Below are 23,992 nucleotides of genomic sequence, written 5' to 3'. Positions count from 1 at the left end.
GATAGCACGGAAAATTATTTTCGCAAGTTTAAACTTTGTCCTTGACTTAAAGTGCACTTGAAGTTATATGCTATGACCATTGATTGAAACCAAGACAAGTTAAAGGAGTTTTTAGCAATGGCAAACGACGCACAAGCAGGGCTTTTCGGACTAGGACAAAAAAATGAAGCATACCAACAATACTTTATCGGTCAAAGTTATTTAAACGCTTTGGCTGGCGGTGACGGCGTGGACGTCAACGTTTCGAACGTGACCTTTGAACCGGGGTGCCGTAATAACTGGCATATCCATCACGACGGTTACCAAATTTTGCTGGTGACGAGTGGGGCGGGCTGGTACCAAGAAGCTGGCAAACCGGCTCAGCTACTGCACGCTGGTGACGCGGTGACGATTCACGAAGGGGTCAAACATTGGCACGGTGCCACTAAGGATAGTTGGTTCACTCACGTTGCCATTACCAAGGGAACTAGTGAATGGTTGGAACCGGTGGATGATGAAGCGTACGCCAAGTTAGACTAGGAGGTAAAAAATATGGCAAAAAAGCAAACGGCCGGTCGCGATAACCTAGGCGACTTAGCACCCAAATTCGCAGAATTAAATGATGACGTCTTATTCGGTGAAGTCTGGTCACGTGAAGACCAGTTGAACCCCCGTGACCGCAGTATGATCACGATTGCAAGCCTGATGACCAGTGGGAGCTTTCCCCAGTTAAAGGCGCATTTCAAAATGGGGAAGGACCACGGGATTACCAAGGCCGAAGCGGTCGAAATCGTGACCCACCTGGCCTTTTACGCCGGCTGGCCCAAAGCGTGGTCGGCAATGGCACTCATTAGAGAAGTTTATGGTGACTAGTTTCGTCTATTATCGGTCCTACGATTAGTCGAGCCTGAATTGTGGCAACTTTTCGCCTTGCCGGTTGGTCCTAAAGCGGCTGGAACGTGGTGGACACGACTTTAAGCCAAGCAACCCACTTGTCTTAAAGCTCGGTCTTTGGGTAAGTCGGGAAACAACCCCGACTAACGCAAACCACACCACTGAGCCACTTTAGGACCGCCCTCACGGCTTAAATGAACCTCAATTAAAAAGCGTCCCCCAATGATTATTTCAATCATTGGGGGACGCTTTTTAGTAATCAACAATGTGAGTTGGACTACTGTTTGTTGGCAAATCATCATTCAAATAGTAAAGCAGAAAATACTGCGTGTACGGGCATCGCCGTTTTGTGTTAAAAAGGTTACTTCAGACTCAACCCACGTTTCAGGTTCTTCCAGAAACCCAGTTCGTCGGTTTGCAGCATCAGACCACCATAGATACGGCCGAGGTAGAGCATGATGGCGACGATTGTGACCAGTAGAATCAGCAGCGAAATGCCGGCTTCCACGCCGGTAGCGGTGCTATTGATCAACCGTAGTGGCATCAGGTAGGATGAGAAAAACGGAACGTAGGACAGCACTTTGACCAGCACGTTGGTCGGGTTGCTCTGAAAGGCTAGGGCGACCGCGAAGGTAATCAAGTTCAGGTAAATCGCTGGTTGCGAGGCCTTGCCGGCGTCTTCCACCCGGGTGACTAGGGCACCGCAAAACGCGGAAATGACCGTGTAGAGCAACACGGCTAACAACGCGAATAACATGTTAACCGACAGCAAGTTGTGCAGAATCTGGCTGATCACCGTCTGGTTTTGTTGCCAGAAGTCGGCCGTTAAGCGGCTACGTTGAGCGAAAGCAACCACCGCAATGCCACCAACCAGGTATACCAGCAGTTGCGTGAGAATCACGAGTAAAACGCCGTAGATTTTGCCGTTAAAGTATTTCCGTGGCGTCGTACTGGAGAAGATCACTTCCATAATCTTGGTGCCCTTTTCGGCGGCAATTTCCTGGGCGGTAATCGCCGAGTAGGTCGTTAAAATCAGGTAAACGAAGAAAACCACGATGTAAAAGGAAATTTGTTTGGCCAGCTTGTCACTAGCGGTTTTGTGTTGCAAGCGCTGCTTAAATTGCGGTTGGACGGCCAACGCCTGGGTCTGTTGCGGGCTTAACTTGGCCTGCTGGACGTTGAGTGCTGACTGGGTCGCCGTTAAGAAGCGCTGGATCTTGGCTTGGTCGCCGCTGTTCAGTTCGGTGGGACCGGTAAAGGTGGCCGTTAAACGGTTCTTTTTAACCCCTAAGGTCAGGTAGCCATTGATGTCACCGCGGTCGGTTGCCTTTTGGGCCTGTGCTTTGGCGGCGTACCGCTTGGTCGTGGTGAGGTCGCTTTGCTTGAGGAAGGTGTTACGGAGTTGCGGGTCGCTACTAACGACCGCCGTCTTATCTTTACTCGAGCTGGGGGTAGCCACGTAGGAAATCCCGAATGACAGGCCGACGAACAGGAACGGCATCAGCACCAAGGTCAGAAAGCTCCACGACTTGACTTGGCGGAGGTAGGTTTCAAGGGTCACAATCCAGGTTTTATTCATGGTCGGTTCCTCCCGCTTCAGTCCGGAAAATGGCGTCCAGGGTCGGTGGTTGTTGGCTGAATTCGGTAATGTAGTGACCACCGGAAACCGCGTCAAAAATGGTCTTGCCGGCAGCTTCGTCGTTTAGTTGGAGCCGGTAGCGATGGGTGCCAAGGTGGTAAACGTGCTTAACGCCGTCGAGGGCCGCTAGTCGTTCCTTGGACCAGTCGGTAGTTAGGTAAAGCTGGGTGCGACCGAACTGCTCGCGGACACTGTCAATCGTCCCCTTCAACACGACCCGACCGTTTTTTAACATGACCAACGAATCGCAGAGTTCTTCGACGTTGGTCATATCGTGGCTGGAAAAGATGATGGTGGCGCCGCGTTGCTTTGCCGCTAAGATGGCTTGCTTCAACAGGTCGGCGTTGACTGGATCTAAGCCACTGAACGGTTCGTCCAAAATAATTAATTGGGGGTCGTGGATCAGTGTGCAAATGAGCTGAACCTTTTGTTGGTTCCCCTTGGATAACTTTTTGATTTGGTCGGTCGGTTGCCCCTTAACCGCAAAGCGGTCCATCCAGCCCGCAATTTTCGGCTTGGTGACCTTGGCGGGTTGGTTCTTTAAGCGAGCGAGGTAAACGATTTGTTGGGTGATCGTTAACTTGGGCATTAAGCTGCGTTCTTCGGGTAAGTAGCCGATCTGATCGTAGTCGGCCTCGGTGAACGGCTGCCCGTTCCAGGTAATCTGACCGTCGAACGAAAGAAAGTTCAGAATGCTGTGAAAGGTGGTCGATTTACCGGCCCCGTTTTGACCAATCAGCCCTAAGATCTCGCCGTCGTGCACGTCAAACGACACGTCGTCCAACGCTTTGACTTGACCAAAGGTTTTACTGATATGTACAACTGATAACATAGTGGCGCCTCCCATACTTAGAATACGTTTATCATCCCATAACTCAGGGGCGACCGCAAGCGTGACAGTGAGCGTCCTCCAAGGTCAGTAACGCCCGTTTCATGGCCACGCCGCCACGGTAGTTGCCCAATTGACCGTCCTTGCGGATGATTCGGTGACAGGGCACGGCCATTAGGAGGGGATTATGCGCGACCGCACTAGCGACTGCCCGGACGGCCCGGGGACGCGCGATACTAGTTGCGAGCTCGGAATAGCTACGGGTCTGACCGTAAGGAATTTGCCGTAGCGCTTGCCAGACTCGTTGTTGAAACGGGGTCCCAGGGGTGAGGTCGAGTACAACGGCGGGGTCAAACGGCTGGCCGGAAAGGTAGGCCCGTAACGCCCGAATGGCGGTCTGGTTGCTGGTCTGGTCGATACTTGCCGTGGCGGTTGGGTAAAACTGCTGCCACTCGTTTTCGGCCCCGTCCACACGCCCGATAAAGGCGAGGCCGACCGGACTGCTAGCCAGCCAGTAGTGGTGGTGTTGAATCGTCGTTTTAGTTAACGTTAGCTTCATTAGATTAGTCCCCCCTGATTAAAAAGACGTGGATCAACGGGCTGCGCCGGATCCACGTTTAGCTTTGGTTGCTTGCTGTTAATACCAGCCGTTAGCTTCCCAGAAAGTCTTGGCGTTGGCCCACGATCCATAACGGTTCATAACGTAGGTGTTCGCCACGGCTTCTTGATTAGCGGGTGAGTAGTCGCCGTTCAGCAGCGACTTCGTTAACTGGTACTTGCCATAGTAGTTACCGTTAACCGCTGTGTAGGAGCCACCGGATTCGCGTTCGGAAATCCAATCACGCGCGCTGGTTTCGGAAGTCGTACTGGTGCTACTGCTTGTCGAAGCAGTTGACGAACTCGTGGTGCTGGTGGTTGACTGTGCGGTGCTAGCACTAGTGCTTGAACTTACGCTGGTACTGGCGTTACTCGTTGCAGCTTGACTTGCAGTCGTACTGCTAGTCGTTTTCTTAGCGGCTGTGCTGACTGGTTTAGTAGCAACGGTCGTGGTTGTGGCCGAACTGTTCGCAGCACTAGTGGTTGTCGTGGTTGCAGTTTTCGTAGTGGTGCGAATCGCTGCTTGACTAGTGGCGCTCGTGGCTTGGCTAGTCTGTTGGGAACTTGCACTGGTGGCGCGCCGTAAGACTTGGCTAGTGGCTGATTTCGCAACCGTTGATGCTGCGGAGGAGCTTTGCGCGGCTGCCGGTAAGGATTTAGCGACGCGGACCCGGCTAGCTTGCTGCGAAGCCGGGGCGGTCGCTGTCGAAACTGCCGTTGAGTCGGTTGAACGACTTTCGGCCCGGGAACTGCTGGTCGTGACTGCTTGACTAATTTGAGCTTGACTAGTCTGACTGACCGGGGATTGGTTAGTCGCTGACGTTGTTTTAGCAGTGTTAACGGCCCCCATTGGAACGTCAGTGTGGTTACGGGTTACCTTAACGGTTGTGGTGCGGGTGTTGACCTTCAGCTTGTCACCAACGTAAATTAAGTTGACGTTTTTTAAGTGGTTCAGTTTTTGAATTTGCTTGATACTCGACTTATGGGTCACGGCAAGTTCGCTGACCGTGTCACCGGCTTTGACTGTTACCGTGTCCGCCTTGGCAGCGGTTGTGCCGAGGCCAATCGCGCCGGTTGCGGCTAGTGACGATAATAGGACGTTTCTAACTTTCATTCGCATGTTCACTCCCATAAAATTGTTAATAATTCACCCCCTGATTCTACCATGTTGAAGGCGGATAGTTAAGCGGTATCATTATTTTTTGGTGCCAACCCGATTTTTTTGGAAAAAGACGCGTGGAATTAATCAAGTCCTGCGTAATTAATGACTAGGGGTCACTAATTAGAAAGAACGGTTAAAAGCCATAAGTTCAGTTAAAAATCTCAACGCAATGGTTAAGATCACCCCATGAAAAGAAAAAGCGCTACTAAAATTTGCTATAATCAGAGGCGTCAGGCACATGAATCAATGAGGGAGCGAGAATAAATGTATTATTTTGTGAATACGAGTATTAATCCCAAAAAATCGGGAATTGAGCACGCTGAAATGAAGCGGCTCGCACTGTTTAATCAGCACCAAGTGCCGGCTAAGATGGCAACCCGCTTTTTTTCGCTATCGTTACATCAAACGTTAGCCGACGCCGGGATTGCCGAAAGTAATCAAGTTAACCTGTTTGACTTTATTCAGCAGTCCGAAACCTTTAAGCCGGTCCAATTCACCATTGATGACCTGCATTTAGGGGCGAACTTGCGCGTCGAAAGTGAGGGCGCTAACTACGTGGTTTACCAGCACGACCAGTTGGTGATGCGCGTCAACACGTTCAAGCGGCCCGCACACCAAGTGAATAATGTTCAGTATTATGATCAAAACGGTAAGTTGGTGAAGACCGACTGGTACGACACCCGCGGCTTCAAAGGGCTGGAACAGTTCTATACCTTTGACGGCAAGGTGACTAGCGAGCAGGTCTTTGATCCAAGCGGCAACGTGGTCTACCAAACTTTCCACATGCCGGATCGCCAAGGAAAGGTGCAGAACTCACTGTACCGGTTTATTCAGTATCAGGGGCAGGACTGGTCGTTTAGCGGTGAAACGGCGATGACCAGCTTCTTCCTTGATGAACTGAACCGGCGAACGCCCGGTGCGGTCTTCGTGATTGACCGGACCTACGAGTTGGCCTACGCGGCGTTACACATGCGGACCAAGGCGTTTAAGGTCATGCACCTGCATAGTAACCACGTTAACGACCCGGCCAAGCCGAAGACGGCCGAGCTTAACTTTAACTACGCCTACGCGTTGAATAACTTGCAGCAATGGAACGGCGTGATCGCGTCGACGGCCCAACAAACGGCTGACTTTGTGGAACGTTACGGTCAGACGCCGGCAACTTATACCATTCCAGTGGGCATCGTTCCCGACGATGTCATCAACGCCAAGCACCCGGCGTGGCGGACGCGGACGCCCGGCAACATCATTTTTGTGGCCCGCCTAGCCGAAGAAAAGCAACAGGATCAAGTCATTCGCGCGTTCAAACACGTAAAGGCCAGCGTCCCCCATGCTACCCTGAATTTCTGGGGTTACGCTAACGGGGATACCGGTAAGAAGCTCCGGCAGTTAGTTAAGGACTTGCAGCTCACGGATGCCGTCACCTTTAACGACTATACCACCGACCTGACCAGCGTTTACAACCACGCCCAACTAGCGATGTTAACGTCGCGGGCGGAGGGCTTTGCGTTGGCACTACTGGAAGGGCAGGCTCACGGGGTACCGCAGATTGCCTACGACGTGAAGTACGGCCCACGGGACATTATTCGTGACGGACAGGACGGCCTGTTAGTCCCGGTTAATGACGAGCAGGCTTTGGCCGACGCCATGATCAAGCTCTTGCAAGATCCTAAGCAACTGCAGGCGTTTAGTGAACAGGCCTACGTCGATGCTAAGCGTTATAGTACCGACGCGGTGTGGACGCGTTGGCAACCACTGATGAGCGCCGCACAAAAGTTTTACCAAACGGAAAGTGAGGAAGCCTAATGTATTATTTCGTTAATCAATATATCATGGCCCTAAATTCCGGGGTGGAACACGCGGAATTTAAGCGACTACAACTCTTTAAAGAACACGGGGTCCCGGCAAAGTTGGTCACCCGTCAGTTCGACGGCTTGCTTCATCAAAATATGCGCCGCTTTGAGTTGGCCGATGACCAATTAGTCAACCTGTTCGACTTCTTCCGCGGGACGACCGCGTTGACGCCGAAAGTGGTTAAAATGACCGATTTGAATTGGCCGGACGCCTACGACGTTAAGCCGAACCCCAACGTTAGCCAAGTGTTGGCGGGGGACCGCCTAGTAGCCAAGGTACACTTTGTTCCCGGCACGGTCGGTCACGTCTACTACGTGGAAATCTTCGACCGCTTTAACAACCTGGTTCAACGTACCGATTACGATGCCCGCGGGTTCAAAGCCCGCGACCGCTTCGTCGCGCCGAACGGTGAACCGGTCACCGATATTTTTTACCGGCCGGATGGGCAGCGGGTCATCGAAGCCTACTTCGTCCACAACGCCAACGGTGGTAACTACGTGTCGCTATGTAAGTTGATTGATTATCAGGGGCAGGATTACTACTTTAATGGTGAAAATGAGTTTTACCGGTTCTTCTTAGACGAACTAAACCGTGCCACTGATGAAGACAACGTCTTTATCGGTGACCGGCCGTTAGCATCGCAATGGCCGATTATTAATATGCAGACGAAGGCCCGCAAGTACTTATGGTTACCGACGCCCCACGCGGTCGATCCCAACGACCAGGTCTATTCGAACCTGAACAACGCCTACACGTACGGGTTACACGAGTACTTAACCTCCCTTGACGGGGTCATTACCAGTACTGAGCAACAAAAGCAGGACTTAACGGCCTGGATGGGTGGTCAGCCGAAACGGCCGATTATGACGATTTCGGCCGCGGTTGTCTCTAAGGCCCAAGCCGACCGCCAGCCGATTGCCATGACGGACCGCCACGCGCACGAAATCATTTACGCCGGTCGGTTGGATAATGAACGCCACGTCGACCAGTTGATCACGGCGTTTACCCAAGTCCGGCGGAAGGTTAAGGATGCGACCCTGAAGATCTATGGTTACGGGGCGACCAAGGCCAAGCTGCAAGAACAGGTCAAGACCGCTAACCTCACCGACGTGGTGACCTTTGCCGGTTATCAACCGGATTTAAGTGCGGCTTATGACCAGGCCGGTGCCTACGTCTACACTGGTGATAGCGACGCCCAGCCGCTCTCATTGGTCGAGGCGCTCAGTCACGGGGTACCAGTCATTGCTTATGACATCAATTACGGTCCGCGCGACGTTGTTAAGGATGGCCGTAACGGTTACTTGGTTAAATCCGGCGCGGTTAATCAACTGGTGACAGCAATGACCAAGGTCATTGAAAACCCGAAGCGCCAGCAAAAGTTGAGCAATACGGCTTACCGGACGAGTCAACAGTACAGTTCGGATCAGGTCTGGCAACAATGGGCGCAGGTTGTGAAATAGGAGATTGTTTAGCTAAAAAATACCTAGTCAGGTTTGCTGACTAGGCATTTTTTGACTTTTGGACTAATCCACCACCGTCCACCGGCGTAAATAGGGGGTGACCAGTTGTTGAACCGGGGCTAATAACGGGTTCGCTTCACTTGGCGTTAGCAGGAAAAATTGCCGGCGGTACTGGTCTCCCAACGTTTCGAACGGTACGGTCGGCTTGAGGACATCCTTTGAAAGTACCGATTGGCCAATGCCGCGGGCGAGCAGGTCGGCGATCACCTGGTTACTATGGATCGTCATGGTTTGTTGCGGTTGAATATTTTGCGCCTTTAAGAAGGCGTCGGTGTAGTGGCGCACGCCGGACTCGGCTTCGCGCAGTAGCCAAAGCGGACTATTGAAATCCCCGGCGTGTACGAGTTGGTCGTGGCCGAACCCCCAGCGGTCTAGTTGGTCGGTCACGAGCGGCTTTTCCACTAACCCGAAGTCGAGCTTATGTTGCGACATTGCGGTGAGAATCTCAGCCGAATTGGCCAGCTTAATGCGAAAGTCGAAGTGGTTACCGAGGGGCGCTAACGCGGTTAACAGCCCCGGTAATACCAGGCTAGCGGTGGTGTGTGACGCCGCAATCCGGCAAGGTAATTTCACTAGGTGGTGGGTCGCCTGAATCTCGGTTTTAGTCGTCGCCCAGCTTTCCAGGAGGATCTGCGCGTGTTGGTAGAGTAACTTACCGCTAGCGGTCGGACTAATTTCTTGGCGTCCGTTACGGGTGAAGAGGGTGGTGTGCAGTTCACTTTCGAGTTGCTTGATCTGGGTCGAGACGGTGGGTTGTGAAATAAATAGTTGGGTTGCGGCGTGCGAAAAGTTGCGGGTTTCGTAGACGACGCAAAACGTTTGGAGTTGTTTGAACATTGGCGGGCCTCACTATTAGGATTATTAATAATAACTATCATAATAATTTATTTCTCAAATGTAAACTAATTCCGTATACTTAGGGCTATTGAAGAGACGGGAGAGGATCATGTGAAAATTAAAGGAATTATGCCGGGATTGGTGATGAGCGTCATTATTGCGGTGATCAGCCAGGTACTCGCCAAGTTTGTGCCGGCGCTCGGGGCGGCCACAATTGCCATTTTGTTAGGTATTTTAGGGGGAAACACGGTCTTTAAGCAACCCCAGTTAGGCCGCGGAACCAAGTTTGCGGAAAGTAAATTATTGGAATATTCAGTGATGCTGCTGGGTGCCACGATGACGGTTCAGACCATTGGCCAAATCGGTGGTTGGGGCATCGGCTTTATCTTAATTCAGATGACGGTCACGATTACGGGCGCACTGTGGTTGGGTAACCGCTTGGGCTTCAGTCAGAACATGCGGATGCTGATGGCCGGCGGGAACGCCGTTTGTGGGTCGTCCGCGATTGCATCGATTGCCCCGGTAATTGATGCTGATGAAGATGATAAGGGAACGGTGATCACACTAGTCAACTTGATGGGGACCGTCTTGATGCTCACCTTGCCACTACTCGGTGGCGCCATTTTTGGTGGCAGCGTCATTTTGAAGGGGGCCCTGATCGGTGGGACCTTACAATCGGTTGGACAGGTGGTGGCCGCGGCCAGCATGGTCAACCAGACGACCGTTCAGTTCGCAACGATTTTTAAAATCATGCGGATCATGATGCTGGTGATCGTGGTGCTGATTTTTGGTCGGATGCATAACCGGACCGTTGAAACTGAATTGGCGGAAGACGCCCAGGTCAGTGGTAACGGGAACGGCCACTGGCTACCGTGGTACGTTGCCGGTTTCTTGATTTTATGCGCCCTAAATAGTTTGGTGACGTTACCCGCCATCGTGGGCGCCACGGCGCATACCATCAGTAGCTGGTTTGAAATCATCGCGTTAGCCGCAATCGGGTTACGCTTGAACTTGGTGAACTTCTTGAAAGCGGGTAAACGACTCGCACTATACGGGCTGGGCGTTGGCAGCATTCAAGTAGTTTGTGCCTTGATTTTAATCACGTTATTATTAAGATAATAAAAAATCTGGATGCTCAGCATCCAGATTTTTTTTGCTATTTAAGGGTGACGGTTTGCCAAGTCGTTGGTATCGTAAAGATAAATTGACGGTTAACGACTTCGGTAGCACCGGTTCCCAGTGCGAAGAGTCTTTTCATCAAGGCACTATCATACTGCCAACGGGTGGTTGCCAGCTGCACCTGAGCGTTGCGGCCGCGGGTGAGCTTAGTCGTGGTGACCGTATCGCTCGGCGTCCGGCTAGACTTGGTCGTGCCGTTGACGCGGTACGTGACGACGCGTTCCGACCCGTGCCCCAACGGCTTAATCAGCAGCGCCGCCTGCTTAGAACGGACCGGCGTCAGGTCTTGAATGCGGGTCGTCGTGACTTGGTGCATCCCCCAATGGTAATTATCATTACCGACGAGCCCAATCAGCCCACCGACAATGACCAGAAAACTAACGATGACGGTTAAGCTGCGCACCAACCCGTTGCGGCCAAAAATCATGGCGCCGGAAAAGACGAGGGTAGCGATGACCAGTAGAATCAGAATCATTTCAAATCGCCCTCCTTAACTTCAGTGGAGTGGTTAGCCTTTAAGAAGAAGGTCAGAACGAACCCGAACGCACAGAAAATCAACGAGACGATGAAGGCCATGTGGTAGCCGGTCAGGGTCGCATTAATGGTCGCGGCCTTGTATTTCAACGGCGCACTGGCGAGCAGCGATTGGCTCGGTAAGTGCCACTTGGAAACGCTTGAGTAGACACTGATCAAGACGGCGGTCCCCATCGAAGCGGCAACTTGACGTAGGGTGTTATTGGCCGCGGTCCCGTGGGAAATCAAGCTAAATGGCAGGGCGTTGATCCCGGTCGTTGTGACTGGCATCGTGACCATCGTTAAGCCAAACATGCGGATTGCGTAGACGACGATTAACCAGATGATCGGGGTCGAAGCGGTGATCGACAAGAAGAACGCGGTGCCGACCGTCAGTAACAGCATCCCGGTCATGGCCAGTCGGCGCGCACCGATGTGGTCGAAGATCCGACCGGTAATCGGGCTCATGATTCCCATCATGATGGCACCGGGCAGGAGAATCAGCCCGGAATCCATCGCGGAATGGCCGAGTACGCTTTGAATGTACATTGGTAAGATCATTTCGACCCCCATCATGGCCATGTAGGCGAGGGCGGTCAAAATTGCGGACAGGGTAAAGGCGGGAATTTTAAAGACCCGTAGTTCCAATAAGGGTTTGTCCATGTGCAACTGGCGGTGACCAAAGAGGCCGATGAAGATGGCCCCGATGATCAGCGTTGCGATAACAACTGGGTCGCCCCAGCCGGATTCACCAACCGATGAAAAGCCGTAGAGCATGCTCCCAAAGCCAATCGTGGAGATCAGCACGGACCACCAGTCAATCGGCTGCTTGGACGTTGGTAACACCTTTCTAAGGGTGAAGAACGACACGATAATGACGAGCCAGTTGATCGGCATAATGAACAGGAACAGCGCCCGCCAGTTATAACTATCAATGATCCAACCGGATAACGTTGGGCCAATCGCCGGGGCTAACCCGATAACGATCCCAGCGGTTCCCATTGCCGAGCCCCGTTTTTCAGGCGGGTAAACCGACGACATGATCGTCTGAAAGACCGGTGCGGAAATCCCGACCCCCATCGCCTGAATCATGCGGGCAACGAGTAGCATCTGAAAGTTGACGGCAAAGTAGGCCAGAATCGTTCCGGCACCAAAAATCACCATCGCCGCGAGGTATAAGTATTTTGAATTGATCCGGGTCAGCATCCAGGCGCTGACGGGGATCATAATTCCCATAATCAACATAAATCCGGTCGTTAACCACTGAACAGCGGTTGCGGAAATGTGGAAATAGTTCATCAACGTTGGGAATGCCGTAGTTAATAAAGTTTGCGTAATAAAAGTGCTAAAGGTCCCTACCAGCAAGGTTAAAACTAACCAAGTCCGGTGGTACGGCTGACCGTTAGCATCTAATGGTAACGCCGAATTATGAGTTGGCATAATATGATCCTTTCATCAATTTAGATTTGATAATACACAATCTATTAGTATAGCACGATGCTTATACCGATTGAAATATTTATACTTAGATATCATTTATACTGTTACTAAAAAATGGCGCTGATTAATCCGGAGGCTGTGCTAAAATAATACTGACAATAACTGAAAGGTGATTGAAAAGCATGTTAATGAACGGCGCCACCCCAATCAAGCGGCGGGGCGCGAATCTAGACCACTGCATGGCTGGGAGTCGCCAGCTGGTCCCGGTCGACTGCCAACTCCAGCACTGGTTGATTATCCGCGTTGAGCAGGCCTTTTAAAGCGTCTAGGTGTTTAGTTACTTAGACGTGAGAGAAAGGACCTAATTGTGAAAACTAAATCTTTGAATTCGAGTACCGTCCTGTTAATGGCGGTTTCCGCAGCGATTATCGTTGCTAATATTAACTATATCCAACCGATTGAAGCCGACATTGCCCAACAGTTTAACCTTGCCAATTCGGTAGTTGGGGCGGTCGCCATGTTGACCCAATTGGGCTATGCCTTTGGCTTATTATTAATTGTCCCAATGGGGGATATTATGAACCGCCGCACCCTGATATTGCGACTATTATCGCTTGCAATTATTTCGGCAATGCTGGCGTTTGTCGCCCCTAACATTTGGGTCTACGCCGCGGCCAGCTTGCTTATCGGGATTACGTCGGTCGCCCCGCAAGTTATCATTCCGTACGCTGGGTTTCTAGCCCCTGATGGTCAGCGGGGACGGGTCCTCGGTAACGTCTTGAGTGGGCTGCTCGTTGGGGTCCTGCTTTCACGAACCGTCAGTGGAGTGCTTGCCAGTGTCTTACCGTGGCAAGCGGTTTACCTGATTGCGGCCGTCATGATTGCGTTACTTGGATTAGTCCTGGTCAAAAAGCTACCGCGCGACCCGGTCACGAATCACCAGACCACTTACCGTGCGATGATCAAAACCGTGCCCCGGCTAGTCAAAAAATACCCGGTGTTACGAGCTTCAGCCGTTAACGGTTTCGTTTTATTCGGCGTCTCCAATATTTTCTGGGCAACGCTGGTCTTTTACCTCCAACACCAGTACCACTGGGGGAGTCGGGAAGCCGGCTTACTCGCATTACTTGGGGTGACGGGGGTGTTAGCGGCCCCGCTGATTGGTCGGTTAGCCGACCAGTTTAAACCGCGAACGATTATCGGCCTCGGCCTGGTCTTGTCTACGGTGGCCTACGTCGTTTTCTTAACCTTTGGCACCCACTTGGCCGGTCTGATCGTCGGTATTGTGATTTTGGATTTGGGGACCCAGTTCGGCCAAGTTGCCAACCAGGCCCGCGTCCAAAGTATCGACCCGCGCGCCAGCAGTCGCTTCAATTCCGTCTTCATGTTTGGCTACTTCATGGGCGGGGCGCTCGGCTCCTTTTTCGGCAACCTCCTCTGGGATTTCGCCGGCTGGCAAGGCGTCTGCGTCTTAGGCTTTATCGTCCTCGTCGCAGGCTTCTACGCCCACTTTGTGCACTATCCCCACGTTGTCCGCAAACGGACCCAGCAAGCTTCCTAAATTGATTTAAAGCGTCACCAGTCACGCCACGTACGCGGATGACTGGTGACGCTTTTTATCAACCGGCTCGATCCGGGCTAGTTGGCGGCGTCTACGCTGTCACGAAAGCAAGGTTGTCGTACGTTTGGTAGCCAATTAGCTTTGAAAACGACTACCTTTAGCTTCGAAAAAGTTGCCACTATTAAAAAGACTAGGCACTAGTTAACATGCCGGTCCGCTCCGCCTACACGAAAGCAGGGCTGTGGGCACGCTTGGTAGCCAATTCACAGCCCGAATTGTCTCCTAAGTCGACCTTGTTGTAAGCCGCCAAAGTACGGCGACCAACAACAATTTCACAGCCATGTTTCGAAGGGCTCCGGGACCTCGCTCACCGCACGTCAACTAACAACCTTTCAGATTTAATAGTCCAGCCACGTGGGTGTTCACGTGATTCGTTGATTTTTAGTACACGCTCCCCCATATTCAATTGAAGTTAGTAGATAACTAACTCTAAATAGTACTCTTATCCATCATTCGGATTCTAAGACGTTTGTTTCTCTAAATAGTGACCACCATTCAATAATCAATTATCAGCCTAACTCAATCCATTCATACAAATTAGCGCACTAGTGCCCGCCAACGACTAATTCAAGCCTGGAGGGAAAGCGGGAACAGTCCCAGCGGTGAAGTTTCACTTGGTCGCCGTCCTTTGGCGAGTTAGTGAAAGCCCGGTGGTTAAGACCTGAATTTTGGGCTTAACCCCGTGGCCACCGCGTTCCGGACTGATTCCAGCTGACCGGAGGGCTGGCAAGGGAATACTAGTTTGGAATCGATCAAGACTTATTTAACTAGGTATTGTCTTTCTTCGGTTTAGTAACGCTAAGTCTAAAACACGACTTAATGTTGTTGGCAGCGAGTTTTCCCACTGATTCTCATCAATAAAATTTAACCACTAATGCCCGCCAACGACCAGTTCAAGCCAGTAGGGAAAGCGGGAACAGTCCCAGCGGTGAAGTTTCACTTGGTCGCCGGTTTGTGGCGGGTTAGTGAAAGCCCGGTGGTTAAGACCTGGGTTGTGGGCTTAACCCCGCGGCCACCGCGTTCCGGACTGATTCCAGCTGACCGGAGGGCTGGTAAGCGAACGCTAGCTTGGAATCGAGCAAGATTTGTTTAATTAAGTATTGCCTTTCTTCGGTTTAGTAATACTAAGTCCAAAACATGACTTAATATTGTTGGCAGCGAGTTTTCTCGCTGATTCTCATCAATAAAGTTCAACCACTACTTCCCGCTGACCGGAGGGTTGACAAGGGAATGCTAACTTGGAATTGAGCTAAATCAATTGAATTAAGGGTTGTTTTTCGCCTGCTCAGTACGTCTAACATTGTGTTCTTAACAGATAGATTTAACAGCGTGTTTATTGACTACTTCTCATCAATGAAATTTAGCCGCTAACGACGAACCTAAACCTGCAGGGGAAGGGTAAGTAAAATGATAAATCTGAGGTAAAGTCGTTCAACGAAGACTTTGGGCGTGCCGAAAGCTAGAATTTATCAAAATGAAAAGTTTTTTCCTTGATTTTCATAAAGACATTGCTTTGTGAATACGCTATCATTAATTAAAAGAGAATAAAAAGATTTATGGAACTCATGATTTAGAGGAGGCGCCATTTTGAATATTGCCTTAATTATAACCATCGTCCTGGTAATGGGCGTGATTTTTGTTAACGGATGGACAGATGCACCGAATGCTATTGCAACCGCGGTTTCGACCCGGGTGCTGCGACCGAACGTTGCGATTGGGATGGCAGTTGTCATGAACTTCTTGGGGGCGTTGGTCATGACGTTGTTCAACGCCCAGGTTGCTGAGACGATTAGTAACATTGTTAGTTTTGATGGGACTGGGAATACCAGTCAGATTGCGCTAGCGGCCGCGCTGTTTGGAATTGTTAGTTGGGCGGTTGCGGCGTGGTGGTTTGGAATTCCAACGAGTGAGTCGCACGCGTTGATTGCTGGATTAACTGGAGCCGCGATGGCGCTGGGTGGGTTGGATGCCGTGAATATGGATGAGTGGTGGAAAGTGTTGATTGGGTTAGTGGTCTCCACGATTCTGGGACTTGGTGGGGGCTACTTGATCACTAAGTTAGTTATCTTTCTGTTCCGCGGCGTTAACCGGATTTTTGCGAATAAGCTGTTTACGGTGGGGCAGGCGCTGGGTGCGACGGCGATGGCCTTTTTACACGGTGCGCAGGATGGCCAGAAATTTATGGGGGTCTTCATGCTGACGCTGTATTATAACGGGTTAGTTGAAAAAACCGGGAACGGCTTTGCCATCCCGATTTGGGTGATGGTGTTGTGTTCGGTCACGATGGGAATCGGGACCTCGGTCGGTGGGATGCGGATCATTAAGTCGGTCGGGATGGACATGGTTAAGTTGGAGAAATACCAGGGCTTTTCCGCTGATTTAGGGGCGGCGATCACGTTGTTTCTGTCCTCGATTTTCGGGGTGCCGGTTTCGACGACCCATACGAAAACGACCGCGATTATGGGCGCCGGTGCTGCTAAGCGGGCGTCGTCGGTCGACTGGCGAATCGTGCGTGATATGGTTTGGGCCTGGGTACTGACTTTTCCGGGTTGCGGTTTGATTGCTTATTTGATGTCGAAACTATTTATGGTGATTTTTTAGGAGGTAGCAAAAATGGCACGAAAACGGGGATACGACTTTTTTGGCGCGATGGAACACATGGCAACCGATGCGTTGCAGGCTAGTAACGTTTTAAAGGAAATCATCAATGATTTTGACGCGGAGACGTTGGTGGCCGACAGTGAGGTGATTCATAATATTGAACGCGACGGTGACGCCGACGTGAAGGAAATCATGCACGAATTATACATTTCATTTATCACGCCGATCGATCGTGAAGACATTGTTCAGTTAGTCGATAAGTTGGACAACATTATCGATGGCATTAGCGGACTCACCTATGAATTTTATTATTTACATATTCAGAAGATGCGCCCGAATACCGATAAATTTATTGATTTGACCTGTCAGGCGGTGACGGCGGTCCAACAGTCCGTCCACGAATTTGCCCACTTCAAAAATTCTAAAACGTTGACGAAAAATATTGAGAACACCAACCGGATCGAATCGATGGGTGACCACGTTTATACCGAAAACTTACGGTTACTGTTCGAAGAAGAAACTGATCCGATTGAAATCATTCGCTGGCAAAAAGTTTACTCCGGCTTTGAAAAGGTGCTGGATGCCTGTGAAGATTGTGCGGACGTCATGACCGGTCTCACGATTAAAAATAGTTAAAACGACTTGGAACTACAATGAAGCGCGCTTGCGGATGGCAGGCGCGCTTCATTGTAGTTTAATGTAAATTAGTTAGGGCGAAGACGAGCGGAATCGTGGCGATGCTGAGAATGGTCGAGACACTCATCAGCGCCACGGCGGGACCGGGTTCGCCGTGAACCTTTAAGGTAAAGAGTACGACGATACCGGCAACCGGGCAGGCGGCCATTAAAACGGTCGTAAACAGCGGCACCCCCGAGATTCCGATCAGTTGTAGGACAACAATTGTTAAGTAGGGGAAGAGCAGGTTTCGGAGCAACAAGACGCCCCAGAGCCGCTTATCCAACGTTTCACGGTTAAGCTTGACCGCGGCCAGGCTGTTACCGATCACGATCATTGATAGCGGTGTGTTGATGGCACTGACGTAGGTGACCGCGTTACTAATAATTTCCGGTAACCGGGTTGACGTGACGAACAGTACCAAACCGACGATAATGGCAATGATGTTCGGGTTAAGGATAATCTGTTTCAAATTATCGCGGCGACTGCCCTGTCGTCCGGTGAAAAGGCTGATTCCGTGGGTCCAGCTGAAAATGTTGAACGCCGCGAGTGAGGCGACCGCGAAGAAGACCCCGGTCGAACCGAAGAGCGAACTCGTTAACGGGATGCCCATGAAACCGGCGTTGGAATACACCGACCCGTAACGCATGATCCGTCGTAAATTAGGGTCGGCGACGCGGCGAAAGACGAGCTGGGTCACGATGATCATGACGGCGTAGATAATCAGAATACCCACGATCACCAGGCCGAGGGTTTGCAGGCGGCTAGCTGAGAAACGCTGTTGAAAGGCGTTAATAATCAGGCAGGGTGAAACCACGTAAAGTAAGATGTTGGTCAGGTCAGTCGACGTTTGGGCGTGCATGAAGCCCAGCTTGTTAATCAGGAGCCCGACTAGCATCAAGATGAACATGAGGACGATTTGTCCGGTTAATTGTGATAAATTCATAATAAATCAGTCCATTAAATTAGAATATGCTCATTATTGCGGCTAAGTGAGTTAAAAGTCAACGGTTATTCGTAGGCTTAGGGTCCCCGCTCACGTCAATGGCCCGCTTTGGCCACGTCAACGTGGTGCTTTAATCCCGGGAAGACGTGGGTGTCCGACCAGCCCATAATGGCGCCCTGCGCTACCAGTGCAAAGACCGTCCCGATGCCGATAGCGTGGAGTTGCCCGGTCGCCAAGAAGGCCACGATGGTAATGATCACCGGTGGCAGGTAGCTCGTCCACTGGGCGATGATCGCCGAGCCGTGGAGGAAACGGAACCGTAAAATATATGATAGATCGTCATTCGGGTGTTGAATCAGGTTACAGCGTTGGTAAATTGATACGGCGGCCGCGACCCCGATTAAGCCAGTGAAGTTGGCAATCAGCCGGACCGCTAACGACCAGTCGGGAACGCCGAGCCACTGCCAAAAATAACCGATAAATTCGACTAAGTAGCTGAACGGCACGATGTACAGGAGGTTGGAAATGAAGCGCCGGCGGTCAAAGTGTCCCAGTAGTAACTGGTTCAACAGGGTGACGCTAATGCCGTACAATAATAGCGTTGTTCCGAGCGGCACGTGAATCCAGTTGGCCAGGTTAACGCTTGACCCGGTCCAAACGGCGCTGCCGAGGTTGGCCGCAATCGTCAGGGCGTTCATTGCGGAGTTTAGTAAGATTGAAAAAACGAGAAACCAAAAACGTTGGCGAAAATCAACGATGTTAAACACACATAAGAATCCTCTCTATTCGGTAATGCACCTATTATAGCCGTTTTACGGAGTAGCCGTCACGGCGAAATCCATGAAAATATGCTATACTGGTTTCAATAATAATAGTATTCGGTTGGAGAACACTTCAAGAATTGGGACTGCTTTTGGGTTGGGCAGTTATTTCTTGGCGTGTTCTCTTTAGTTTTTTAGGAGGTTAATTAATGGGTTATGTGGGTAGTTTAAGTTTAATTTTGATTGTGACGGCCGTGGCGGGGCATCTGAGTGTGCGGATGGGACTGCCAGCCGTCATTGGTCAATTGCTCAGCGGGATTATACTGGGGCCGGCCTTATTGGGGTGGGTGACCGCAACTAGCTTTATTAAGGACTTTGCGGAACTCGGCGTCATTATTTTGATGTTTATGGCCGGTTTGGAAAGTGATTTGCAATTATTGAAAAAGTATTGGAAGCCGAGTTTGTTCGTCGCGGTCCTTGGGGTGATTTTACCCGTTGCGGTGATTGATTGGTGTAGTCAGTTATTCCACCTGGGCAGCACTGAAAGTCTCTTCTTAGGTGTGACGTTTGCCGCCACCTCGGTGTCAATTTCGGTCGCGGTTCTAAAGGAGCTGGGCGCACTCGAAGGTAAGGAAGGGACGACCATCTTAGGGGCGGCCGTCGTGGACGACGTTTTAGCGGTGCTGATTTTAAGCCTGATGATCAGCCTGTTCGGTAGTGAAGTTAGCGGGGGCGGCAGCCATTCCTCAACTAACCTCGGCGTGTCGCTTGCAATTCAGCTGGTGTTCTTCATCGCGCTGTACTTCGTCGTGAAGTGGCTGGTGCCGTTCCTGATGAAAATCGGGAATGGGCTGTTGGTGCCGACCTCGGTGACGTTAATGTCGTTGGTCATCTGTTTCGGCCTGTCCTACTTAGCCGACTTGATCGGACTGAGCGCCGTTATTGGGGCCTTCTTTGCGGGAATCGCAGTTGGTCAGACCGATTACCACACGATTATCGACGAGCATATTCAGCCAATCGGGAACGCCGTGTTTATCCCGGTCTTCTTCGTTAGTATCGGCCTGAACATGTCGTTTGACGGTGTCTTACAGGACTTCTGGTTCATCGTGGTTATCACAATTGCGGCCATTGTGACCAAGCTAGCGGGGGCCGGCATTGGCGCCAAACTAGCCGGTTTTAGTTGGTTAAGTGGTTACGAAATCGGGGCCGGGATGGTCTCGCGGGGTGAAATGGCGTTGATTATTGCCCAAATCGGCTACCAGGGTAAGTTGCTGTCCGAGGACCGGTATTCGGCGGTGATTACGGCCATTATTTTAACCACGTTGATCGCCCCGATTCTGTTACGGCACGCGGTTAAACGGATGAAGGCACTCGACACGGCGGCTTAACGGGCAGTCAGTTTTTGAAAGTGCAGTTCGGCGAGTTGACCGTAGTGGTTGGTTGCGACCAGTTCGAAGCGTTGCTGATGATTAATGGCGGTGAACAGTGGGTGACCGTCGCCCAAAATGACTGGTGCAATCTGAATGTACAAGTCGTCAATCAGGTCGGCTTGCAGTAACGGCATTAAAACGCCGGCGCCGCCGACAATCCAGATGTTGCCGCCGTTGAGTTGCCGTAACTGACTAACGAGTTCGGCGACCGGTGTGTTGGTAAAGTGAGTGTGGACGTCACCCGGGTGCGGTTGACTGGTCATGACGATGCTTTGAGTGTCCGGATTAAAGGGATTGATCAGTTGATCGGTGGTTTGTTCCATCGTGTATTCGTAAGTGTGGCGGCCCATAATTGCCATGTCGACTTTTTGCATAAAGGCCTTAGTGGGGGCGTCTTCAGCCCCGTCCGTTTGAAACAACCAGTTTAAGCGGTGGTCCTTGGTGGCTAAGTAGCCGTCGATGGACACTGCGCCGTAAAATTGTACTTTCCGCATGCTATCGTCTCCCGAATCTAATTTAAGTAGGCATATTGTACCATGACTAGCACGCGCGCCACGTTACTAAGGCGGGGAACGTAAGGTAACGGAAAAAATGAGGCCACGGGTCAGCGTTAATGCTGGCCAGTGGACTTTTTATGACGCTTTATTTTAGTCGTTTGCGAACCCCGGCCTTACGAATTTCTTCGATAAGAACCAACGGAATCGGAATGCTGAAGAGAAAGGCCCAGTCACGACCAGCAATCCCGGTCGTATTGAACAGCTCTTGTAAAATCGGCACGTACATTAACAGTGAAATCAGGATAATTTCAAAGCCGATGCCGAACCAGACGCGGTGGTTACTGAACAGGCCAATTTTGAAAATGGAAGTCAGTTTAGCACGACAGTTGATGGCCGCCGCGATTTGGCAAAAGACGATTGCGGCCAACGTCATGGTCGTTGCCATCACGTAGGTGTTGCCGTTGGCTGCCAGTGGAACGGTTGGCCAGCCGGCAAGCCAGTTGACGAAGAAGTAAGCACAAGTCGACAGGATTGCGGCAATCATGCCGTACCACCCGAAGGCTTTCCAAATAATTGACTTGTTCAGTAGGTGGGCGGTACGGGCCCGCGGTGGTTGGTCCATAATCCCGGGCTCGCTCTTTTCGGCGCCCAAACCTAGTGCCGGCAACATGTCGGTCCCCAGGTCGACCGTTAAAATTTGCATGACGGTCAGCGGTAGCGGAATCAAACCGCGCGAAAACAGGAACAGTACGGACGGAACGGTTTCGGGAACGTTACTATTTAGAATGTACAGCAGGAACTTTTGTAAGTTACTGTAAACGGTCCGACCCTCTTCGATTGCTGCGACGATCGAGGCAAAGTTGTCGTCAGTCAAAATCATGTCGGCCGCGTCCTTGGCAACGTCGGTCCCGGTCACACCCATGGCAATCCCGATATCGGCTTGCTTGAGTGCCGGCGCGTCGTTGACGCCGTCGCCAGTTGAGGCCACGATTTCACCGTTATGTTGATTGGCCTTAACAATCCGGTACTTTTGTTCGGGTGCGACCCGTGCAAAGATCACTTCACCCTTAACGGCAGTTTGTAGTTCAGAATCGGACATTTTGGCCAGCTCGTCACCGGTGATCACGCGGACGTTATCGCTATCGATCCCGATTTTCATCGCGATACTCTTGGCGGTTAGGGGACTGTCACCGGTGACCATGATGATGCGGATGTTGGCCCGGTGACACTTGTCGACCGCGTCGTAAATTTCGGGCCGCGGCGGGTCGGCCATCACGGTCAGCCCAACGAAGGTCAGGTGTTGCTCGGTGTTTGCCACGGTACAATCCGCGGTATCGGCGGGGAGTCCATTGCTCCCATCAAACGGTCGGTAGGCGATTGCCATGGAACGCAGGCCCTGCGCCGCGTAGTGCTGATTGGCCGCGTTGATGCGGTCGCGGTCAGCGGCGGTGATTGGTCGTGCTTGATTGCCGACCAGGAGGTGGTCACAAATTGGCAGTATCCCGTCAAGCGCACCCTTGACGTAGATGACGGCGCCCTGCGTTTCGGGCCGACTATGGATGGTCGTCATTCGTTTCCGGTCGGAATCAAACGGTAGTTCCTGGAGCCGCGGGTAACGCTGCGCTAATTGGTCTAAATCTAAACCGGATTTTTGAGCCAATACGAGGTGCGCGGCTTCGGTCGGTGTCCCTAAAATTTTGGGGTGGTCCGAAGTTTCGGCTTGCAACTTGGTGTCATTATCGAGGGCGGCGACCCGTGCGACTAGGGCGAGTGCGGGGTGGTCGGCTAATTGGACTGGCTGACCTTCTAAAAGGACGTGGTCGTTATTGACGTAGCCCTGACCACTAACGGTGTACTCGCGGTCGGGCAGCCAGACGTGGTTGATGGTCATTTGATTTTGGGTGAGTGTCCCGGTCTTATCGGAACAAATCACCGTCGTTTCGCCTAAAGTTTCAACACTACTTAGTTCCTTGACCAGCGCGTGCTTTTTCGACATCCGGGTCACGCCCTGGGCCAGCGATAACGTCACGGTTGGCAGCAGTCCTTCGGGAATAAAGGCAACGATCATCCCGAGTGCGAATACGAACGACTTAGCGACCGGGTAGTGGACAAAGAAAATCGCGGCCACGAAGAATACCAGGCCAATTAAAATCGTAATTAGGGAAATTTGGCGGGTCAAGCGGTTGAGTTCGGCCGTCAGGGGTGAAGCCGTCGTTTTTTGTTGTTGGGTCAGACTGGCAATTTGACCGAACTCGGTTTGCATCCCAGTCCGCATGGCGACCGCGGTGGCCGTCCCGTTAACGGCGACCGTCCCGGCATAGACGACGTTTTGCTCGGCGAACTTGCCGTCACCGTGCGCGTAAGCCGGCTTTTTATCCACGGCGACCGACTCACCGGTCAGTGCGGATTCGTCGATTTGCAGTGCGGTGGCTGCCACGATGCGGGCGTCGGCGGAAATGCTGTTGCCGGCTTGAATCGTGAAGACGTCGCCTGGGACCAGCTTGGTGGCGTCGATTTGTTGGCTCGTGCCGTCCCGGCGAACGTGGGTGTAAGTTGGCAACATCTTTTTTAAGGAATCGGTCGCCTTTTGCGCGGCGTGTTCCTGCCAGTAGCTGAAGCAGCCGTTGATCAGGTTGACCGCCCAGATGGCGATACCAAGTTCGACCATGCCAGTGAACATGGCAATCAGACCGCTGACCCAGAGTAGTAGGGCCATTAAGCTAGTAAAGTTCTTGATGAAAGTTTTGAATTGTGAGCGGTGCTGCGCCTGGTGGATCGTGTTAGCACCGTATTGCGCCAGTCGTTGCTGGGCTTCCTGACTAGTCAATCCGCTCGAGCGGCTGGCTAATTGTTGATAAAATTGGTCAGTTGGTAGTTGGCAAAGCTGATCGTTCGTCATTACTTTTTTTGACATAACGTTCACTCCCACAAGCCGGCGTCACGGGCGACCGGCCAGATTATCACTCTCAATTCTTAGAATAGTCCCATTGTCAAAAAAATACTACTATAAGTTTTATG

21 protein-coding genes are annotated in these 23,992 nt (G+C 51.6%); 10 read left to right on the top strand and 11 right to left on the bottom strand.

The window, feature by feature from the left end; all coding sequences use genetic code 11:
* The first annotated feature begins 117 nt into the window (after positions 1–117).
* Positions 118–519 carry a cupin domain-containing protein gene (locus tag FFM82_RS08605; RefSeq protein ID WP_137645434.1) on the top strand — a complete coding sequence of 134 codons (402 nt, stop codon included), beginning with the start codon at positions 118–120 and terminating at the stop codon, positions 517–519.
* Positions 520–531: 12 nt separating this feature from the next.
* Positions 532–852: a carboxymuconolactone decarboxylase family protein gene (locus FFM82_RS08600; RefSeq protein ID WP_137645433.1), complete on the top strand. Its 321-nt coding sequence runs from the start codon at positions 532–534 to the stop codon at positions 850–852.
* Positions 853–1,234: 382 nt separating this feature from the next.
* Here the strand turns inward: FFM82_RS08600 and FFM82_RS08595 are convergent, their stop codons facing one another.
* The 4 genes from FFM82_RS08595 to apf all read right to left on the bottom strand — a co-directional run bounded on the left by FFM82_RS08595 (position 1,235) and on the right by apf (position 5,052).
* Positions 1,235–2,452 (bottom strand): ABC transporter permease, encoded by a 1,218-nt coding sequence (locus FFM82_RS08595; RefSeq protein ID WP_137645432.1) that lies wholly within the window; start codon positions 2,450–2,452, stop codon positions 1,235–1,237.
* Complete coding sequence (locus tag FFM82_RS08590) at positions 2,445–3,344, bottom strand: ABC transporter ATP-binding protein (protein ID WP_137645431.1); 900 nt, start codon at positions 3,342–3,344, stop codon at positions 2,445–2,447. Before FFM82_RS08590 ends, FFM82_RS08595 begins: the two co-directional genes overlap by 8 nt.
* 43 nt (positions 3,345–3,387) lie before the next feature.
* Positions 3,388–3,900: a methylated-DNA--[protein]-cysteine S-methyltransferase gene (locus FFM82_RS08585; RefSeq protein WP_137645430.1), complete on the bottom strand. Its 513-nt coding sequence runs from the start codon at positions 3,898–3,900 to the stop codon at positions 3,388–3,390.
* A 78-nt stretch (positions 3,901–3,978) separates the two neighbouring features.
* Positions 3,979–5,052, bottom strand: a complete 1,074-nt coding sequence (gene apf, locus FFM82_RS08580; RefSeq protein WP_137645429.1) for an aggregation-promoting factor — start codon at positions 5,050–5,052, stop codon at positions 3,979–3,981.
* 312 nt (positions 5,053–5,364) lie between these two features.
* Between apf and FFM82_RS08575 the strand changes: the two genes are divergently transcribed.
* Both FFM82_RS08575 and asp1 read left to right on the top strand, forming a co-directional pair.
* Positions 5,365–6,906, top strand: a complete 1,542-nt coding sequence (locus tag FFM82_RS08575; RefSeq protein WP_137645428.1) for a glycosyltransferase — start codon at positions 5,365–5,367, stop codon at positions 6,904–6,906.
* Positions 6,906–8,414 carry an accessory Sec system glycosyltransferase Asp1 gene (gene asp1 / locus FFM82_RS08570; RefSeq protein WP_137645427.1) on the top strand — a complete coding sequence of 503 codons (1,509 nt, stop codon included), beginning with the start codon at positions 6,906–6,908 and terminating at the stop codon, positions 8,412–8,414. Before FFM82_RS08575 ends, asp1 begins: the two co-directional genes overlap by 1 nt.
* Positions 8,415–8,477: 63 nt before the next feature.
* Here asp1 and FFM82_RS08565 read toward each other — a convergent pair whose 3' ends face one another.
* On the bottom strand, positions 8,478–9,311 hold the full coding sequence (locus FFM82_RS08565; protein WP_137645426.1) for a LysR family transcriptional regulator: 834 nt from the start codon (positions 9,309–9,311) through the stop codon (positions 8,478–8,480).
* Positions 9,312–9,422: 111 nt separating this feature from the next.
* Between FFM82_RS08565 and FFM82_RS08560 the strand changes: the two genes are divergently transcribed.
* Positions 9,423–10,430, top strand: a complete 1,008-nt coding sequence (locus FFM82_RS08560; RefSeq protein WP_137645425.1) for a YeiH family protein — start codon at positions 9,423–9,425, stop codon at positions 10,428–10,430.
* A gap of 37 nt (positions 10,431–10,467) precedes the next feature.
* On the opposite strand, the gene FFM82_RS08555 is transcribed toward FFM82_RS08560, so the two are convergent.
* Entirely contained in the window at positions 10,468–10,965 is a 498-nt protein-coding gene (locus FFM82_RS08555; protein WP_137645424.1) for a DUF4811 domain-containing protein, read from the bottom strand.
* A complete protein-coding gene (locus FFM82_RS08550) occupies positions 10,962–12,443 on the bottom strand; it encodes an MDR family MFS transporter (protein ID WP_137645423.1) in 1,482 nt (493 codons plus the stop codon). The genes FFM82_RS08555 and FFM82_RS08550 overlap by 4 nt, the downstream gene beginning before the upstream one ends.
* Before the next feature lie 182 nt (positions 12,444–12,625).
* On the opposite strand from FFM82_RS08550, the gene FFM82_RS13555 reads away from it, so the two are divergent.
* The 4 genes from FFM82_RS13555 (at position 12,626) to FFM82_RS08535 (ending at position 17,301) form a co-directional block, all read left to right on the top strand.
* The gene (locus tag FFM82_RS13555) at positions 12,626–12,763 is read left to right on the top strand and encodes a hypothetical protein (protein ID WP_225425654.1); all 138 of its coding nucleotides are present in this window, start codon (positions 12,626–12,628) and stop codon (positions 12,761–12,763) included.
* Between the two features lie 47 nt (positions 12,764–12,810).
* A complete protein-coding gene (locus FFM82_RS08545; RefSeq protein ID WP_137645422.1) occupies positions 12,811–14,004 on the top strand; it encodes an MFS transporter in 1,194 nt (397 codons plus the stop codon).
* A gap of 1,683 nt (positions 14,005–15,687) precedes the next feature.
* Positions 15,688–16,665, top strand: coding sequence for an inorganic phosphate transporter (locus FFM82_RS08540; protein WP_137645448.1), 978 nt, complete (start codon positions 15,688–15,690; stop codon positions 16,663–16,665).
* Positions 16,666–16,677: 12 nt separating this feature from the next.
* Positions 16,678–17,301 (top strand): DUF47 domain-containing protein, encoded by a 624-nt coding sequence (locus tag FFM82_RS08535; RefSeq protein WP_137645421.1) that lies wholly within the window; start codon positions 16,678–16,680, stop codon positions 17,299–17,301.
* 58 nt (positions 17,302–17,359) lie between these two features.
* Here the strand turns inward: FFM82_RS08535 and FFM82_RS08530 are convergent, their stop codons facing one another.
* Entirely contained in the window at positions 17,360–18,286 is a 927-nt protein-coding gene (locus FFM82_RS08530; RefSeq protein WP_137645420.1) for an AEC family transporter, read from the bottom strand.
* Positions 18,287–18,381: 95 nt separating this feature from the next.
* Positions 18,382–19,053, bottom strand: a complete 672-nt coding sequence (locus tag FFM82_RS08525) for a DUF6198 family protein (protein ID WP_137645419.1) — start codon at positions 19,051–19,053, stop codon at positions 18,382–18,384.
* Between the two features lie 203 nt (positions 19,054–19,256).
* Here FFM82_RS08525 and FFM82_RS08520 point away from each other — a divergent pair, with 203 nt between their 5' ends.
* A complete protein-coding gene (locus FFM82_RS08520; protein WP_137645418.1) occupies positions 19,257–20,435 on the top strand; it encodes a cation:proton antiporter in 1,179 nt (392 codons plus the stop codon).
* Here the strand turns inward: FFM82_RS08520 and FFM82_RS08515 are convergent.
* Complete coding sequence (locus tag FFM82_RS08515; protein ID WP_137645417.1) at positions 20,432–20,971, bottom strand: dihydrofolate reductase family protein; 540 nt, start codon at positions 20,969–20,971, stop codon at positions 20,432–20,434. The genes FFM82_RS08520 and FFM82_RS08515 overlap by 4 nt on opposite strands.
* Positions 20,972–21,119: 148 nt before the next feature.
* Complete coding sequence (locus FFM82_RS08510) at positions 21,120–23,888, bottom strand: cation-translocating P-type ATPase (RefSeq protein ID WP_137645416.1); 2,769 nt, start codon at positions 23,886–23,888, stop codon at positions 21,120–21,122.
* Positions 23,889–23,992 lie beyond the last annotated feature (104 nt).

The sequence above is a fragment of the Lactiplantibacillus plajomi genome (assembly GCF_005405405.1).
GTDB lineage: Bacteria > Bacillota > Bacilli > Lactobacillales > Lactobacillaceae > Lactiplantibacillus > Lactiplantibacillus plajomi.
Note: the sequence above shows the minus strand (reverse complement) of the source record. Positions and strands in the feature narration are given on the sequence as shown.